Origin of the sequence: Parachlamydia acanthamoebae (genome assembly GCF_000875975.1) — a bacterium.
Classification (GTDB): Bacteria; Chlamydiota; Chlamydiia; order Chlamydiales; family Parachlamydiaceae; genus Parachlamydia; species Parachlamydia acanthamoebae.
This window is the reverse complement of the sequence record NZ_BAWW01000008.1, coordinates 214,635-230,442: the sequence shown is the minus strand read 5'-3', so window position 1 is coordinate 230,442 and position 15,808 is coordinate 214,635. Positions and strand designations below refer to the sequence as shown.

Below are 15,808 nucleotides of genomic sequence, written 5' to 3'. Positions count from 1 at the left end.
AGAACCCTTTTTGTGATTAGTAAAAAGAAAACAATAGCATAATTGAACAAAATTACAAATGGTTAAAATTTAAGAGGGAGTCAAATCTTAACACCTCCATTATATGCGCTATCGGTTTAGGAATAAGAGTTTGAGTATGCATAAAATGTCCGTTTGTGTAGCGCTGAATGACTTTATTCCAGAAAGCAATCGCTCCTTTATTTTCTGGGATTTGCATGACCTCCCATAAACCAGGAAATTGCATGAAAATCTGCTCAGCCGCAGTGCGGCCTACACCTTTTCCTTGAAACTTAGAAATCACAAAAAATTCTCCCATGTTCCAATCAACTTCGGGGATGCTGCCTACTTTGTTAATTAAAACAAATCCAGCCAATTCATGATCCACTTTTATCAAAAAAGAATATCTATCGGAGTCTGTGAAGTAAGAGCTTAAATCGTCACATGTGTAAAGACCGTTTGGTGGCGTCTCCCAGCCGGGTAAAAAACCGCAGTAGCGAGCCATATCGTAAACGTAAAATCGCGCAAGATTTTGAACTGTTTGCCAATCATCTAAAGAGGCTTTAGAAATCGTCATATTCATTAGAACTCCAGAGAAGGCCAAAAACTGCGTGAACAGGAAGTATCAGGGCGTTTCATTCCCACAGATAAATATAAGGCAAGACGGTCATCATCTTCTTTGTGTCGATAAGAAAGTTGAACATGCCAGCAGGAACGAATAATTGTGTTAAGATCAATCTCAAATTCATTGTATGAAGGTTCTCTCATTCGATTCCAGCCATGGCGAGATTCAAATTCAATGGACCAAGCGGGGTGGAAACGGTAAAAAAGATGAAATAGCAGTGTATCGCGGCGGTCGGATAGTGAAGAATGCCTCAAAGAATTTTCTTTGCGAAAAGAATCTAAAATGAAATTGGTTTGATCCACTTTTCTCCAGTGGAAAGCACTACGATGTCGATATTCACACGCAAAAGCAATGTTTTGGCTGATGGTCCAATCGGTGTGAAAATTAAACTCATCTAATTGCTGATGCTCAAAGTCCCACGAAGTGACTAAAATATGTCGCAAGGTCTCAAAAGAGGCAAATCGGACTTGCGCATAGGCCTTAGGAACGGCACTGTGAATGGTGGAAGTATCAAAAAAAGCATATGCATACAAATCAGCAAAAATGGGGCGTTGGAAGCAGCCAATTCCTTCTTTACAATACAAACTTTGACTAACCCCAAAGCGTAATAAATTAAGGCGATACCAACCATCATCAATATCAAAAATATAGTGATCGTTTGGAGATACGGTAGGGCTAGTTAAATAACGATATTGCATATAAGGTTGCACGGCATGTTTGCAGTTTCCAAAAAAACGCTCAAATTTTGTATGTGCATTGAACCCAAAGTCTCCAAATGTAAGCAAACGGTCATCTTTTTTGGGGCTATTTCCGTAATAAATCAATTTTCCGCCAACTTCTGGGCTGATATTAAAAATCCCAGCTTTCCAAGAACGATAAAAACGCTGTGTATAAGCCAGGCGTGTGGCATGGTAATCGGGGACATTCCATTTATTTGGGGTGGAATAAACAAAATCTAGATAGGAAGCTGTAAAATGCATATCCGTAATAACGCGGGTGGGGCCTAAGACAAAGGGTCTCCAACTGGTTTTGATAGTTGGCAGTTCTTGCTTCAGCGTTTGAAAACCATTTGCACGCACGACAGTATAGAAGTTTGTAATCCATTGTTCGTGCTGGCGGCGAACATGCAATTGTGTGCGTAAGGCTGTTTCTAGCTCAAGGCTTTTATCTTGATAATCGGTAGCCATCTCTTTATCACTTAACTTGTCGTAGGTCAGATCAATGGTGACCTTATCATCCAGAACAGAATTGTGGTAAATACCTTGAAAGCGGTAGCGTAGCTTTTCGCTAGGGTGTAAAAGAGAGGAATCTCTAGCAATATAGCTAATCGACTGAAATTCGGCCCGATGATCAGGAGAGCGGTAATAAGTTTCAAAGCCAGCTCCAGGGCCACGACGAATTCGATAATCGAAACGAAAAAATGTTTTCCAGTTATTCCAAGAGAAAACCTCGTAAGTCATTCCAATACGAGGGCCTTGTCTTCCGCCCCAACGCACATTATAGCGAATTGGATTATCCAGAATGGTATTAAGGTTTAGCTTAAAAGAAGGAAGCCAAAACAAAGGCATTTTGACAAAAGTAAAATAAACATTTTTGGCTGCGACATTGCGTCCATCTGTTAATGATGCTTCATCGGAAGAGATTTGCCATTCCGGAATGTAATTTTCGGATGTTGTGACAAACCCATGGCGTACTCGGTAGTTGCCATCCGCGCATAATTCGATCTCTTTCCCTCCAAAATACCAAGGCTCAATGCCTGTTCTTGCATCGTAAATAACTCCAGAATTTGTTTGAAAATCGTAATCTAGGCGGGATCCGACAAACACATAATCTCCAAACTCTAACATGACAGAGTCTTGTGCATTCAAAAGACAAACTGGTTTTTTATCGAGCTTTTTTTTGGTATAGGTAATTTCTTTTGCTTGAATGCGAATATCGCGTCCTTGGATAACGCCTCCTTGATCTGTATGTAAAACGCCATCTGAAAAAGAAGGAGAGCGTAAATCGACGGTAATACCTTGGGCAAAAAGGTCATCGACTAATTTCTCGTCATCATTTGCCTGCATAGAGCTAAGAGGAACGAATAGAAGTAAGCTGAAAAAAAAGTGAAATTTTAACAGTTTAAGATGATTAATTTGTGATCGCAAATAAGTGTACATGTATGGAAAGCGTAATTTTATTGAATAGATCTTAATAGAAGCCCGGCAAGAGCATATTTATTTGTTTGATTGCCATTTTGTATCGCTTCTAATAGGACTTGGATCCCTTCATAATTTTGGGAACGGGCCAAAGCTTCAAAAGAATCAATCAGCAGGCGGGAGGTCTCGTGTGGTGTTAGATGGTAGGGGGAAGAAGAAATGTCGGAGCGCGTTTCCCAGGGAAGAAAAGGGCGGAATCGAATCAGTTCATTATCTTTTTGCTCAAGAACCCATTTTTTTAAATTTTCTTCATAGGGGCCGGGAATTTTTAATTTATATAGAGCCAAGTTGCAGTAATTGCGGATAAGGGGTGCTCCCGCTTTTTGCTGAAACCTTTTGAGGAGTTCGACCGCTTTCGGCGTTTGCACGTTTTCTAGTAAATCGACTAGGCAGGGGATTAAATCATTCTGTTCCTTTTCAAAAAGGACTGTGGCAATGTCCAAGAAATCTTCTTCAGGTAAGTCTAGCGTTTCCACTAAAACTTGCTCGCGCATCGATACGGATAACTCATAGGCAGAAGGGTTATTGGCGAGATTATGATGAGCGGAAGGGATGATTTTCCAATAGAACAAAGATGATCCTGGAGAATTTGCTTTGACGAATGCTAAATCGCGGGAATCTTGTAATAAAATGTCTGCAAGAAAAGGTAAGCAGCGTCTATCACCTTGTCGAAGTAAACTTAAACAGGCATTTAATTTAATCACAGCAGAACCAGATTTAGACAGCTCGTACAGGGTAGATTCATATCCTTTGATGTCTCCTAAAAGTGTAAAGGCATAGGGATTCTGGATTTTTGCGGCAGCAACTATTCCTTCACAAGCTTCTTTGTGTCCCAATTCATACAACGCGTTTAAAGCCGCTAGGCGAATAGAGATTGTTCCCGATTGAGCAAGTTTCTCTAAAAGGGGAATGGCTTGCTCATCTTTTAACATCCCTAAGACATAGGCGCAGATTTCTTGTTGCCGTACATCGTGCTGAGAAGCAAGAATGCGAATCTGAGGCAAAAAATCATCTCGACCAGCCTTTGCAGCACAATGAATTGCAGAAAGACGTGTATCTTGATTGGGAGAAGCCATTAATTTGCGAATAATCTGAAAGGCTTCAGCATTTCCGGCTAGGGCAAACAATTGAGGAAATAGAGGGTGTAATGCATCAGGCACTTTGTACATTAAAGATTCAATTTGAGAGACAGCCTGTGGGTGCTTTTTTCTGGCCAATTGAAAGGCGGCTTCTAAACGGATTAAGAGTTCATTTGAAAGCATCGCATGCATTAAAACATCATCAGCTTCATCATCAAAAGAACTTGCAAGTAAGTTTAAGCTGATGAGTTGCAGCATGGGATTCGGGCTTTTTAAGCCTTCTTCAAGCATGTACAATGTTTTATCATTTGTCGCCATGCCAGCTCCAAACATCGTCAGAAGCTGAACTTCTGGATCGCGCGTGCGTAGCCCCTGATCCAAAAGAATCAAACCCACTTGTTCAAGTAGCTCGAAATCGTGTTTGCCCGTTTCATCACATATTTGGCGATAAAGACTCAAAGCTTGCTGGGTATTTCCTCTTTGCATGAAATACAGCACTTGTTTTTTTTGGGGAGAGTCAGTTTGGCTATAGACAGCAAAGCAAGCAAACAAGCTAAAGATACTGAAAAAATAAAAGGGATATTTCACAAGTGCTCCCAGAGATTAATTCCAACTTTTGCTAACAAAAGTTTTGTGGTATGGACTGGCAATCCCAAAACATTATAATAACAGCCTTCAATTGAACGAATGATGATGCTCCCATTTTGTTGGATAGCGTAGCCTGCTGCTTTATCTTGCCATGCAATTTTGTCATGGTATAAATCGATTTCTTCGGGTGTGAGGGCATGGAATAGCACTTGCGTTCTTTCAAAAGAAGAATGGTGTTCTTTTGCATGTCGAACAGTCACTCCTGTGTAGACCTGGTGCCAATGTCCAGCTAATTGTTGCAAGATATCTTTGGCCTCTTCTCGATTTTTTGGTTTGCCATAGACTTTTCCATCTTTATGGACAATGGTGTCTGCAGTTAAAATGATGGCCTTTGGAAATTTTCGGGCTAATTCTTCAGCTTTCCCTTGTGAAATAGCGCAAACGTATTCTTCTGGATTATTTTGAAAAGCAATCGAGTCTTCATCGAAAGAGGAAGAAATCTGCTCAAAAGGAATTGAAAAGTATTCTAGGATTTCTTTACGTCTTGGAGATTGTGAACCTAAAATCAAGCGAGTCATGGAGGCCTATCCAAAGAAGAAAATTAACTGATAAAAATTTGGGGGAATACAACAAGCTTAATCGTTTCTTCTTCCAAAGAAGGGCAGTACTCTTTGAATTTTTGTTGGACAAGGCGTTCGTATTCTTTTAATTCGGAAAGAGTCAATGTTTCCTGAGGTAAAAACATTCCAACATAATCCTTTTGCTGATAGTGGACTTCGCAAAGCGTGCCATCTTGTGGTTTAGATTCAATCTTGACTTGTTTCCAGGCGTGGCTTTGGTTAAGCTGTAACCGCAATTCAGCATGTAAACGACATCCGACGAAAACTTTGACAAGAATGCGCTTTTCGATTTCTGTACTCATGCATTACCCTTCTATTTTTAGGAAGCATTGGACTATTGGTTAGAGTCTACGTCCGAATCGGGTTAAAAGTCGAGCTTAAAACCCAAGTTTATGTGGTTCTGTTTCAAGTTAGGAAATTTTTTGGAAGAGTTTAAAGAGGGGAGGTCTCTTTTAGAGGAATTTCTGCGCCCTCTTCTTGCAGAATTTTATTATGATGGATATAGATGCGTCGTAGGCGGGAATGACTGTCAAACTGCAGGATAAATTCTAGCCACCCTTCATTGAAATAGTAAGAAAAAAGGGAGTTCTGTGAAAACTTGTCTTTTTTACAGGCGGATTCAAAGGCGGCTTCTGCATCTTCACGCGGCATGTATTTTTTAAGTCTTTTAGGTGAACAATTTGGATCAATAAGTTGTTCAATAAGCTGATCAAACGTTAAAAAATTTGAGAAGGAAATCCCAAGGGCTTGTGCAATATCTTCAGGAAGAGAAACGGGATAACGAAATCGCATCAGAAGACGACAAAACCCTTCAATTAGATTGAGAGACATAAGAAAAAAGATGTTCCTGTGATTCTTAATAAAAATTGAAGTAAATTTAAGTATTAAAATTCAATTTAGCAAATATTAAAAAAATAATCAATCAATAAAAAATATAGAGACTCTCTTGTTAGCAATCTTTATTCTTGTTTTCAGAGAAGAAAGTTTGTTAAATTGAGAGATAAATACTCCAATATCGGAAGTTTAATTCCTGAATTTATGTGGTTTTATGCAAGCTGTATTTTTAGATTTAGAGACAACAGGTTTAGATTGTACTAAACACGTGGTGATAGACATCGCTTTTAAAGTTGTGGATTTATCAAGAAATCAAACCCGTGCCACCTATCAAAAGCTGGTTAATCATCCCTCTGAGATTTGGCAAAAAACTGATCCTATGAGTTTAGAGATTAACGGTTACACGCGTGAACTGGTCTTAGGGGGAGATGCTCCTTTGCACATTCGAGAAGAGGTCATTGCTCTTTTTACTCAGCTTGGAATCGAGAGGGGAAAATCTGTCTTTATTTGTCAAAATCCAAGTTTTGATCGTCCTTTTTTTAATCAACTGGTCGATACCTATACACAAGAGCGTTTGAACTGGCCTTATCATTGGTTGGATTTAGCTTCGATGTATTGGACGAAAAGAGTCGAGCTTTGGCAAATGATCAATGAAGATGTCCCGGATGCAATAAGTTTATCAAAGGACTCCATCGCAAGCTATTTTCATTTGCCTCCTGAAGCTTCGCCGCATAGAGCGATCAATGGGGTGAACCATTTGTTACTCTGTTATCAAACACTTTTTGGTGTTCGCTTTTTGGATCAGAAGTAAGCCAGGTGCTTTTTGGCGGTTGACCCAAGTTTGGTAGCTGCAGCTCCATTCTTGTGGTCGAAGCTTTTGAACAAAGTTCAAAATTGCTTCTTCCTCCCTTTTTCCTTCTTCATGCCCAGGATAACATGTAAGGCTCACAGCTCCTCCTGGAGCAATTAAAGAGAGGGCTGCTTGTAAGCTTATAAGTGTTGTATTCACACATGTTGTGAGGGACTTGTCACTTTTTGGTAAATAACCTAAATTATAGACAATCAATTGAACCGAATTTTCGGTTTGAATCGGAAAAATAGAATGGCAGGCGCAATGCAAATGTAGGCGTTCCATTTGATTTGCGGATAATTCTTTTGCAAGTTTTTCGCGTGTGGCTGCAATTGCTTGTGGTTGCACATCCATTCCTATCACGCATCCTGAGCTTGAGTCGAGCACAAGTTTGGCTAAGATGAGTGTATCATGTCCATTCCCACAGGTTGCATCAATCACCGTGTCACCGGGGTTGACGAGTTTTTTCCAGTGGTTATGTGCCACATCTAAATGAGATTGAAAGAGAGGATATTGTGTAAACATACATTAAAAATCTTTGGCTTTATATTCGAGGAGTTTGGCTTCATAAGTGTTTTCTTCAGGATTGTGTAAGATATGACAATAGGGACTTAAAAAAGTGTGAGCCTTACTAGATAAAAAGGAGATATCTTGTACAACTTCTCCGCTTATAAAATTTTTCCGAAGGGCATGTATTTGAGAGGCTTCTTCCTGTGAGAAATTTTGTTGCCATAAAGCTTTTCGAAAATTTGTCCCATTGTTTAAAAAGTCTTCTACCGCGCTTTTTGCGGTTGGATATACAATGATTCGATATAGATAATTTTTATTTTCGATAACGTTAACGGCATGAATGAGTTTTTCTTCATGCATTCTGCTTAAAATATAAACCTCATCTTCATTGAGGGATCCTGGAACGGATAATTTTTGTCTTAGTTCATAGTACAAAGATTCGTGAGAATTTAAAGCATTCAAATCATGTGTAATTTGGCAAAGGAAATCAATTTGTAGATTGGTTAAACCATAGACGGCTAAATGAACGTCGGCTATGTTTAAAACGTTTTTTTGATAACCTTGCGAAATAAGTTCCCTGTTTCGCCACTGGTCTGAAGGCTTTCTAACGATTAGGTCATTTTCATCTATTCTTGCATACCAATTATCTTCATCTAAAGTCCAAGCATCAATCACTTTATTTTTGACAAGATAATCGAGTACTTTGGCTTTTTGTGTGGAAAAAAGTTTGCTTGGAGGTAAAAGAAAGGCTTGATCCCAATTTTTAATCAATCGTTCATTAAATTGGACTTCGAGCTTTTCAATAACAGAAAGAAAATAGCCAAATTCTTTAGGGGAGAAATTGTTAGTGGGTAAATTTCTGAGGTCGTTAACTTTTTGCCAGAAGACCTTGAGTTTTGTTATATCTACTAGGGCTTCATCTTTAGGAAGCTTATTCCTATCAAAATAAATTTTGCAATCCATGCCCGCTAAAATATAGCCAGCAATTTCACCTTCCGAAATCATTGATCGCAAAATAGCCTCATATGTGTTTTTTTGAAAGGGGCGTTTTTTGAGATTCACAGACGCAGAGGATTTGTCTTTTTGTTTTTCAAAGATCGCAATGATGTCTGTTAGTTCTTTAGATGAAAGTTCCTCTGCATTTTTAAGTCCTACTCTTGAATTTTGATAGTTTTGCTGCCTTTTGGTTATCGGCTCAGAGGGATGAGTCTTTGGGGTGGAAATTAGAGGGTGAGTGACATCTGAGATTTTTTTTTCAATGCTTGAGCGATCGATAAAATGGATTTGTCCCATTTTAAGTTCATTTGTGATGAATCGTTGCGTCAGTTTGGATAAAAATCTTTCCCACGCATTTAAAGTGACCGCCGCATATCCTGATTCTGTGTGGTTTTCGACAATGAAGGTTCTTTTCCAATGATGCCATTTGCCTTTTTTCACTTGATCTGAAAAGGGTTTTATTAGAGCGGCATTAAGTGAGTAAGATTTTATTAATACTTTCATTATTAAACCCTTTTATTTAAGAAATTCCAAGCAATATTATCAGAATTTATTTTTTAAGAAAACTATCTAAAATATATAAAAAAAATATTGACAAGATGCGAGGGGATTCTTACATTCCAATTTAAAAGGTTAGGTTTTGATTTTTTCTAACCCCAATTCTTAAATATTTGAGGAGAGTTATTATGAAAAAAGTGATTTATCTATTGCCTGCATTGGGAATGCTTTTTACAGCTTGTGAAAAAAAAGAAACTCCAACAGGTCCTACACCACCAAATCCGAGCTCTTACTATACAGCTGATGCAGATAGTGCATTAGATGCGACAAGCACGAAGTCTAAAGATGCTTCAATCACGGACACGCATCCTGGCGATCAAGCTGATTCTTATGCAGACAGACCTTGGTTGCGAAAAATCCGTCAAGCGATCGCAGAAGATAAGGATCTTGAATCTCAAGCGGGTAACATCAAAATTGTGATCATCAAAGGGACGATTAACTTAAAAGGAACAGTGCCAAACGAAAAGGCAAAAGCTGATCTTGTTAAAAAAGTTAAGCAAGTTGTAGGAGATCGTAAAGTAGAAGATCAAACGGAAGTTTCCAAATAATTCGGAAGCTCCCTAATAAAGTTAGGGAGCTTACTTTTCTGGTAAGGCTTTAGGTTTTTCTTGGAAGTTAATCGATAGATAGAAATCGTTTCGATAGCCCAATGTACGAGTAAAAAGTTCGCTAATATTCTCTTCAAATTGTTTAAGAAATGTCCCTTGTTCCTCTTCAGGCATAAAAGGTAAATCAGCTGTTAAATAAATCTGATTCTTTTTAATCTGAACCTGTGTGGGTATCGCATGATGGGGAAATACTTGCCTCCAATAAAGATTTAAATATTCTTCGATTAGAGATTGATCCACTTCGACAGCATTTTTGCCTGAGCGAATCACGTAGCTTTTGCGTCGGGAAGTGAGGAAGAGTTGAAAAAAAATAGTGCAACTAATGAGCACAAAAATGGCGCCCGCAGAAAAAATGATCCATGTTCCGTCTGTAATGAGTCGCAAAATTTCAATCCGCATTTGCGGGAAAAATGAAACAAGCAAGCATGCAATTCCAACTAAAAGAAAGAAGAGAGCTAAAACAAAATTCATTAAAAAATAAAACAGATTTCCCATCGGATTTGCTTAAAACTCGTCGTTATATTCGTCTTCTAGGTTTGATTCCACGGGCATAGGTGCACTTGGTCCGAGAATTTTTTTCATTTGTGAAGGAGAGACGATATTCTTAAATACTACATGCACGCGTGATACATGAAGTCCCGTCATTTTTGTGATCTCTTCTGCGATTTTAGTTTGAATTTCTTCCGCCTTATCAGGAATCGAAACCCCATAGCAGATGTTCACTTCTACTTTGATGTCAACGGTATGTGTTTTGTTGTCTTGTTCAGAGTAGATCCCCTTGATTCCACCCTCCACATTTCCACGTCCTAGAATACTATCGATAAAGTTTCCTTCCACAAGGGTGATCCCCTCTACTCTGGCTAAGCATTGTAGAACAATCCCTTGAAAGACACGATTTTCAATATCCCGGATGAAAACAGTTTCAGGTAGTTCGAACTCTTTGGTATCGACTTTGCGAGTTTTTTCTTCTCCCATATCTGGCAAGCTCCTTAAACAAACAATCTGATTGTTTTTCAATGTAACATGCCAAACTAATAAAATAAACGTTCTTTTGCATTTTAGAATGAATTCAATAAAATATTTTGTTTTCTAGAGGATGAGGTTGACTTTTTCAAGGAATCGCTGTATAATAAATCTTATTCAAAATGGACTGAACAAGGTTCAGTTATTATTTACAAGGTAGTTTGTGCATTTTTTTTCTTCACTTATTTTTTTAGCCTTAGTTGGAAGTCTTGCTGCTCAATATGCGCGAGTTAAAGGGCGTGATCCATTCCGGTGGTTTGTTATTGGTATGTTATTCAGTCTTCTTGGACTGCTTGTTTTATTTCTGTTACCCGATCTTTCGAAAAAAAAGCAGGCGGAACAGGAGTCGGATTCAACCTCTTCTTCAGAGGAAGAGTTGTTAGATGTGCATCCAGTGGAGTGGAGTAAGGATTGGTTTTATGTAGATGTAAACAAAAAGTCCGTGGGGCCTGTTTCGATGCCCGTATTGATCGATCTTTGGAAAGCAGAGAAGATTCGGTTGTCTACTTTAGTGTGGAGTGAGGGGATGACGGGTTGGGAAAAAATTGAGGATCTTCGGTCGCTAATGACCTGTCTTGAAAAGAATTAAACGGATAAAGATCAAAAAAAAGCTTAGCGCTTAGTCTAAGCTTTTTTGAATTTTCTAATTACCAGCTGGACTTAGTAACCCCAGGAAGTAATCCGGCAAGAGCCATTTCTCGAAAAGTTAGACGAGACAATTTGAACTTACGAAGATATCCTCTTGCGCGCCCTGTGAGTTGGCAACGATTTCTAAGGCGAATAGGGGAGGAATCTCTAGGCATTTTGTTAAGAGCCGTACGTGCTTCTTCTCGCTCTTCTTCGCTGAGATTCATATTGTAGACTTTATTCTTGAGCTCTTGTCTTTTGTCCCACTTGAGCTTGACAATGCGCTCGCGGCGTTTTTGCTTTTCGACAGATGACTTCTTGGCCATAATTTTCCTTTCTTATTTTTTACGTGCAGGACCTTTTTGTCTCTGCTTGCGATTGGGATCTTTTTTGTTAAGTACGTAGAGACGTCCATTTCGGCGGACCAGAATGTCTCCCTTGGATTTATCGGCTTTAATCGATGCCTTTACTTTCATGACAATACCCTGATTTTTCTTTATGAGCTTTTTTCAATAGTTATCCGTTTTTTATAGATCAATGGAGAATTCTTTTCAATCCTTTTCTCTCTCTTTGCTTTGATAAAGATACAAAAGTTCGATAAGAACATATTTTTGAATTGGATTTATTTGAAGGCGAAATGTTTTCGACTTGAAATTCCCCATTCGTTTAAAACTTAGACTTTTGAAGTTTTGAGCCAAAGCTGAGGTTGCTACGGAAGAATTTGGTAAAGTATTTCAAATTCATTTTTAAATTCTTTTTGTAAAAAGAGAATTTGTGATTCTTCCAGCTTCAAGCGGTCTTTAATGTTTTTGCATAATTTCTCGTTCCCATTGATAAAAACTAAAATGGCTCGTAATTTTTCAATGGCGTTGTTTTTTTTAAATTTTGTGGTGTAAGTATGGATTTGTTGGGCCAGCCATTGCGGATTTTCGGATAATGTCGAAAAGAATATGTTGATGTCCTCTTCTGGAAAAGCAAGGTCGCAATCTTCTAACGGCGTGTTAGGTTTTGGTAGGTAGGGTTCTAGTAAGGCCGTCTCTCTTTTCCTTTGAAGGGCAAAATAATAAATCATTAATTCTTCATGTTCCACTAATTGATAGAGTAAGCAGTCGCTAAGTGGGACCCCTGCTTTCCTAAGTTGGTGGGCGGAATCCATGAAGTCTTTTGGGAGTCTATCGATGAGCATTTCCAGTCCGCCTTCAGTAAACTCTTGAATATCAATAGACTTACGAAAGGCTTGTAGCGTTTCTCGGCCTTCTTTTTCGAGCTTTTCCCATGCATCCGTTTTCATAAACTTCTTTTCTTGTTCAAATGCATCATGCACTTGCTGAAGTGTCATTGAGTCATCTTCGGATGAAGGGTCTTTGTCTTTGCCTTTATCGTTGGGTATTTGATTTTTGAATGCTAATAAATAGGCTCCAATTAAGGCTCTATTTTGTTCCAGGAGCATTGATTCGGATTTGGAGAATTGAATGATAATTTTTTTTAAGGGGGGGATAAGCTTAACTAATTGGATCATGGTAAACGGATCATTTATTTTGAGGGCTTCGTAAAATTTATGGTAAGCATTGAGGTGTTGCCAGCGTATTTCTTGAAGGTCTCTAGGAGGAAGCTCAATTTCATCAGTTGCAAACAGTTGTTTAATTTTAAGGATTTTGTTTGTTTGGTTTAGCTCTTGTTTTAATTCCTTGTCTATCCCGTTTTCTGAGAAATCATTATAACATTGGATTAAATGATTGATCGTTGGTTGATTTTGATAAATCCACTCCGTAGGAGTTGAGAAATCGATACAGGCTCTTCCCAATTCTAAAAGGGTGTCTGGTTCAGAAGATAGGTAAGCTTTTAATTGATCGAAATCGTGTAAACCAGTTATGTGCTCCCAAGTCGCTATGAGGAAGGCGTGGGGAGGTGGTGAGATGTTAGTTTTTGGAAACCAATGTGACGGAAGTTTAAGGAGCGTGTAGTGAAAATCTTCTGAATATGTGATGCTTGCTTCTTTTGTTAGAGACTGAAACTCTTTAGACGATCCAAAAATACGGATAATCGTGTTTTTTTGGACCAGAAGTAAGCAAGGGTCTTCGCTAAATTTTTTAGAATTTATCACATCTTTTACGCTAGGATGACTGCGAAAAATTTGTCGCAAGTGATTAAGCGTTTTAATGTCTTGATTCAGGTGCGCTTGTTCAACCAACGTGATGAATGAATGAAGGCATTCCTGTTTTTTTCTCGTTAGAATTTCACAAAATTTTTTTTGGGGGGCTTTTATTAATTCGAAAAGTTCCTCGATACGTCGGATTCTTTTTTTTTGGGTGAGAGATTCGTGTGTGACAATATTTGAAGAAAAATCGGAGGTAGAAATCAAATTGACATGAAGGCGATTAAAGTAACTGGAATTCTTTTGAAACCATTCGGGGCTATTAAAAGAAGCTAAAATGCCCCAGAAAAGAAACTTGAATTGCTGGTCGGGATTGTCATTAAAAATGGATTTAAGCTCCTCCTCTGGATTTGGGCTTTTCTTCAAAGCGTGAAGAGTTTCTGATGCGGGAAAATCTGGAGGTAGTGGAAATAATGAAGAAACGTTTGAGTTCATGGCAAGCTTCCCAACAAATATGTGATTTTTTTTGATGATCTATATTTATGGGAAAGTAATGGAGGAGGTGAAAAAACTGCAATTTATTTTAAATGATGATATCGAGAAATTAGGCTATTTAGGAGAGAAAATAGTCCTGGACTCTTGGTTGGGCCCAGGACTTCTTCAGATTAATTTTCGTGACTATTTAAGAGTTTATTGAGGAATTGTATGCGCAAATTCTTTAGCTCTTTTTTTTTATATTGTGTGGGCATCTTTTGTAAAGAGGTTGATTCGTTGTGAAATATATGTTCATACCCGGGCCATTCCTTGGAAATGCGAATCACTTGCCATCCCAATAATTTTAACACGAATTCTTTTACAGCATTTTTCTGCAAATAATTGCCAAATTGATCGAAATGAGCCGGTCCATCTACCTCAATGACAAGTTTGCGTGCAGGATAAGCAATGTCGACAAAATACGTTTCGATTTGAAATTCCTTTTCCGATTTTCCTAAAATATTCTCAATGCATTTTGCGACGCTTAAGTGAAAATCTGAACTAATGGGTTTTTTATCTTTTAATCCTTTAAGATGGATGTCGATGCGTTCTTGCAATGGAATAGGCATTGCCTTTTCCTGTTTCGATTTTAGTGTATAGATTAGGTGTATGGTGTGTATTTGCGATAGTTGATGAGCCTTCCACCTGGATGGATCGATTTGAAAGATGACATCCAGCATATTTAAAATGAATGTTGTATAGTCTTCTGATTGGCAATATCCCATGAGCATCGCATGGGTTAGCTCCGAAAGATTGGAAGGAGTAAACTGATGGGGATTATCCACTACTTTATCTTCGATCTTTTTAAGGAGCTTCCAAAGCAATTTCTTGTCAATAAAATTTAAGCTGATAAAGATCTTGGTAATATTGATAAGACCGTCATTTGTTAAGTCATTTATTTTTGGCTCTAGATGTTTGCATAGTTCTCGTAATAAATCTTCATGGATACAATTTAAGAAGTGATATGACCAAGCGATTCGGACGATTTCATCGGCATTTAATGAAGTCGCATTTTTTAAAAAGACCTCTTTTAGTTGTTCAAGAGTTTCCCAATTTGAATCTCTAACAAAGCAGGGATCTTTTTTATTTTGGCGTGCGTCATAGGCATAGGCCCACAGAACATGGATCGCATCGCTTACGGTAAGATCATTGACCTTATTTTTAATTCGATAGCTAATTTGCGAAAGTTGCTCGTTTTTGCAATAACTGGCCTGCACTAGGGCTTTAAACGTAATGGCTAGCTCTTGCGCATTAAAAAGCTGGATTTTTTCAAACGCCAAAACTGTCAAGCGGCGAAAAATAAGCTCTGGAAGGGGGGTTATTTTTCGAAAAGAAAAAAGGGTCCAGGCGATATCTTCCGGGGTCAATCTGGAAGCGCACGACGATATTTTTCTGCTTAAGAATCGAAAAAGATTTATTTCATGATATTCGATGTCATCAAAAACACGCGCAATACTAACAAGGTCTTTAGGTTCAAATTGTTCTAAGTTTTGCTTAGCGACACAACATAGTGTTTCCTTGAGTAATTTTTGTTGACCAGAAAAAGTGTCGCCTAAAGTTCTGAGGAAAATCCACGTTATTTTAGCTGTTGTTTTGGGAGTGAGGTCGTGTGGGTCATCTAAATTATTCGCATTAATCGGATCAGTAGATAATAAGCGCCACTCCAGCTGTGTGATTGTTTGGGCGAGTTCGACGAATTCTTTGGGATTGTAAAAGTTGATTTTTTTTAGGATGTTATCAATAAAATCAACGGGCGATTTTTTTTCGAGGGATTTTTCTGTGACAGAGGCTTTCGGGGGGAGGGAGGGGGAAAGCGCTGGAGCATGCATAATGATTTCCTTTTTCAGATTGTGTTTAGAAAATTCGTTTTATCTTATTAAAAAAGCGTTTTTACTGATACAACAGAAAAAAGAGTTTTGCTTTTGATAAAAATGCAGGCAAAGTTTGAGTGTCATTAAGAGTTTAAGCTTGCAATTATTCAAGGTGTTCGCTATCCTTTTGCCGTTAGAGTATAATCACTTCTGAACGAAGAAAACCTATATTTTTTAATGTCAGTATAAGGAAAA

At 38.3% G+C, this 15,808-nt stretch carries 17 protein-coding genes; 3 read left to right on the top strand and 14 right to left on the bottom strand.

Going from position 1 to position 15,808, the window contains the following annotated elements:
* Nucleotides 1-52: 52 nt before the first annotated feature.
* The 6 genes from AOM43_RS05055 to AOM43_RS05030 form a co-directional block, all read right to left on the bottom strand.
* Nucleotides 53-580: a GNAT family N-acetyltransferase gene (locus AOM43_RS05055; RefSeq protein WP_013925263.1), complete on the bottom strand. Its 528-nt coding sequence runs from the start codon at nt 578-580 to the stop codon at nt 53-55.
* Nucleotides 580-2,781 (bottom strand): LPS-assembly protein LptD, encoded by a 2,202-nt coding sequence (locus AOM43_RS05050; RefSeq protein ID WP_059359292.1) that lies wholly within the window; start codon nt 2,779-2,781, stop codon nt 580-582. Before AOM43_RS05050 ends, AOM43_RS05055 begins: the two co-directional genes overlap by 1 nt.
* 17 nt (nt 2,782-2,798) lie before the next feature.
* On the bottom strand, nt 2,799-4,487 hold the full coding sequence (locus AOM43_RS05045) for a HEAT repeat domain-containing protein (protein ID WP_006340132.1): 1,689 nt from the start codon (nt 4,485-4,487) through the stop codon (nt 2,799-2,801).
* A complete protein-coding gene (locus tag AOM43_RS05040; RefSeq protein ID WP_006340133.1) occupies nt 4,484-5,065 on the bottom strand; it encodes a Maf family protein in 582 nt (193 codons plus the stop codon). Before AOM43_RS05040 ends, AOM43_RS05045 begins: the two co-directional genes overlap by 4 nt.
* Before the next feature lie 23 nt (nt 5,066-5,088).
* Nucleotides 5,089-5,409 carry a hypothetical protein gene (locus tag AOM43_RS05035; RefSeq protein ID WP_006340134.1) on the bottom strand — a complete coding sequence of 107 codons (321 nt, stop codon included), beginning with the start codon at nt 5,407-5,409 and terminating at the stop codon, nt 5,089-5,091.
* A gap of 130 nt (nt 5,410-5,539) precedes the next feature.
* Nucleotides 5,540-5,938, bottom strand: a complete 399-nt coding sequence (locus AOM43_RS05030) for a hypothetical protein (RefSeq protein WP_006340135.1) — start codon at nt 5,936-5,938, stop codon at nt 5,540-5,542.
* A gap of 217 nt (nt 5,939-6,155) precedes the next feature.
* Here AOM43_RS05030 and AOM43_RS05025 point away from each other — a divergent pair, with 217 nt between their 5' ends.
* Nucleotides 6,156-6,752 carry a 3'-5' exonuclease gene (locus tag AOM43_RS05025; protein ID WP_013925261.1) on the top strand — a complete coding sequence of 199 codons (597 nt, stop codon included), beginning with the start codon at nt 6,156-6,158 and terminating at the stop codon, nt 6,750-6,752.
* Here the strand turns inward: AOM43_RS05025 and mnmM are convergent.
* On the bottom strand, nt 6,702-7,316 hold the full coding sequence (mnmM, locus tag AOM43_RS05020; RefSeq protein WP_006340136.1) for a tRNA 5-(aminomethyl)-2-thiouridylate-methyltransferase MnmM: 615 nt from the start codon (nt 7,314-7,316) through the stop codon (nt 6,702-6,704). The two genes, AOM43_RS05025 and mnmM, sit on opposite strands and share 51 nt — an antisense overlap.
* A 3-nt stretch (nt 7,317-7,319) precedes the next feature.
* Entirely contained in the window at nt 7,320-8,801 is a 1,482-nt protein-coding gene (locus AOM43_RS05015) for a hypothetical protein (RefSeq protein ID WP_013925260.1), read from the bottom strand.
* Nucleotides 8,802-8,983: 182 nt separating this feature from the next.
* Between AOM43_RS05015 and AOM43_RS05010 the strand changes: the two genes are divergently transcribed.
* The gene (locus AOM43_RS05010) at nt 8,984-9,403 is read left to right on the top strand and encodes a BON domain-containing protein (protein ID WP_006340138.1); all 420 of its coding nucleotides are present in this window, start codon (nt 8,984-8,986) and stop codon (nt 9,401-9,403) included.
* A gap of 30 nt (nt 9,404-9,433) precedes the next feature.
* Here the strand turns inward: AOM43_RS05010 and AOM43_RS05005 are convergent, their stop codons facing one another.
* Nucleotides 9,434-9,958: an Asp23/Gls24 family envelope stress response protein gene (locus AOM43_RS05005; RefSeq protein WP_006340139.1), complete on the bottom strand. Its 525-nt coding sequence runs from the start codon at nt 9,956-9,958 to the stop codon at nt 9,434-9,436.
* 9 nt (nt 9,959-9,967) lie between these two features.
* Nucleotides 9,968-10,438 carry an Asp23/Gls24 family envelope stress response protein gene (locus AOM43_RS05000; protein WP_006340140.1) on the bottom strand — a complete coding sequence of 157 codons (471 nt, stop codon included), beginning with the start codon at nt 10,436-10,438 and terminating at the stop codon, nt 9,968-9,970.
* A 211-nt stretch (nt 10,439-10,649) separates the two neighbouring features.
* Between AOM43_RS05000 and AOM43_RS04995 the strand changes: the two genes are divergently transcribed.
* Nucleotides 10,650-11,075, top strand: coding sequence for a DUF4339 domain-containing protein (locus AOM43_RS04995; RefSeq protein WP_006340141.1), 426 nt, complete (start codon nt 10,650-10,652; stop codon nt 11,073-11,075).
* A 58-nt stretch (nt 11,076-11,133) separates the two neighbouring features.
* On the opposite strand, the gene rpsN is transcribed toward AOM43_RS04995, so the two are convergent.
* The 4 genes from rpsN to AOM43_RS04975 all read right to left on the bottom strand — a co-directional run bounded on the left by rpsN (nt 11,134) and on the right by AOM43_RS04975 (nt 15,571).
* A complete protein-coding gene (rpsN, locus tag AOM43_RS04990) occupies nt 11,134-11,439 on the bottom strand; it encodes a 30S ribosomal protein S14 (protein ID WP_006340142.1) in 306 nt (101 codons plus the stop codon).
* 12 nt (nt 11,440-11,451) lie between these two features.
* Nucleotides 11,452-11,589 carry a 50S ribosomal protein L36 gene (gene rpmJ / locus AOM43_RS04985; RefSeq protein WP_006340143.1) on the bottom strand — a complete coding sequence of 46 codons (138 nt, stop codon included), beginning with the start codon at nt 11,587-11,589 and terminating at the stop codon, nt 11,452-11,454.
* A gap of 233 nt (nt 11,590-11,822) precedes the next feature.
* Nucleotides 11,823-13,703 carry a hypothetical protein gene (locus tag AOM43_RS04980; protein ID WP_006340144.1) on the bottom strand — a complete coding sequence of 627 codons (1,881 nt, stop codon included), beginning with the start codon at nt 13,701-13,703 and terminating at the stop codon, nt 11,823-11,825.
* Nucleotides 13,704-13,873: 170 nt separating this feature from the next.
* Complete coding sequence (locus tag AOM43_RS04975; RefSeq protein ID WP_059359290.1) at nt 13,874-15,571, bottom strand: RAP domain-containing protein; 1,698 nt, start codon at nt 15,569-15,571, stop codon at nt 13,874-13,876.
* Nucleotides 15,572-15,808: the final 237 nt, after the last annotated feature.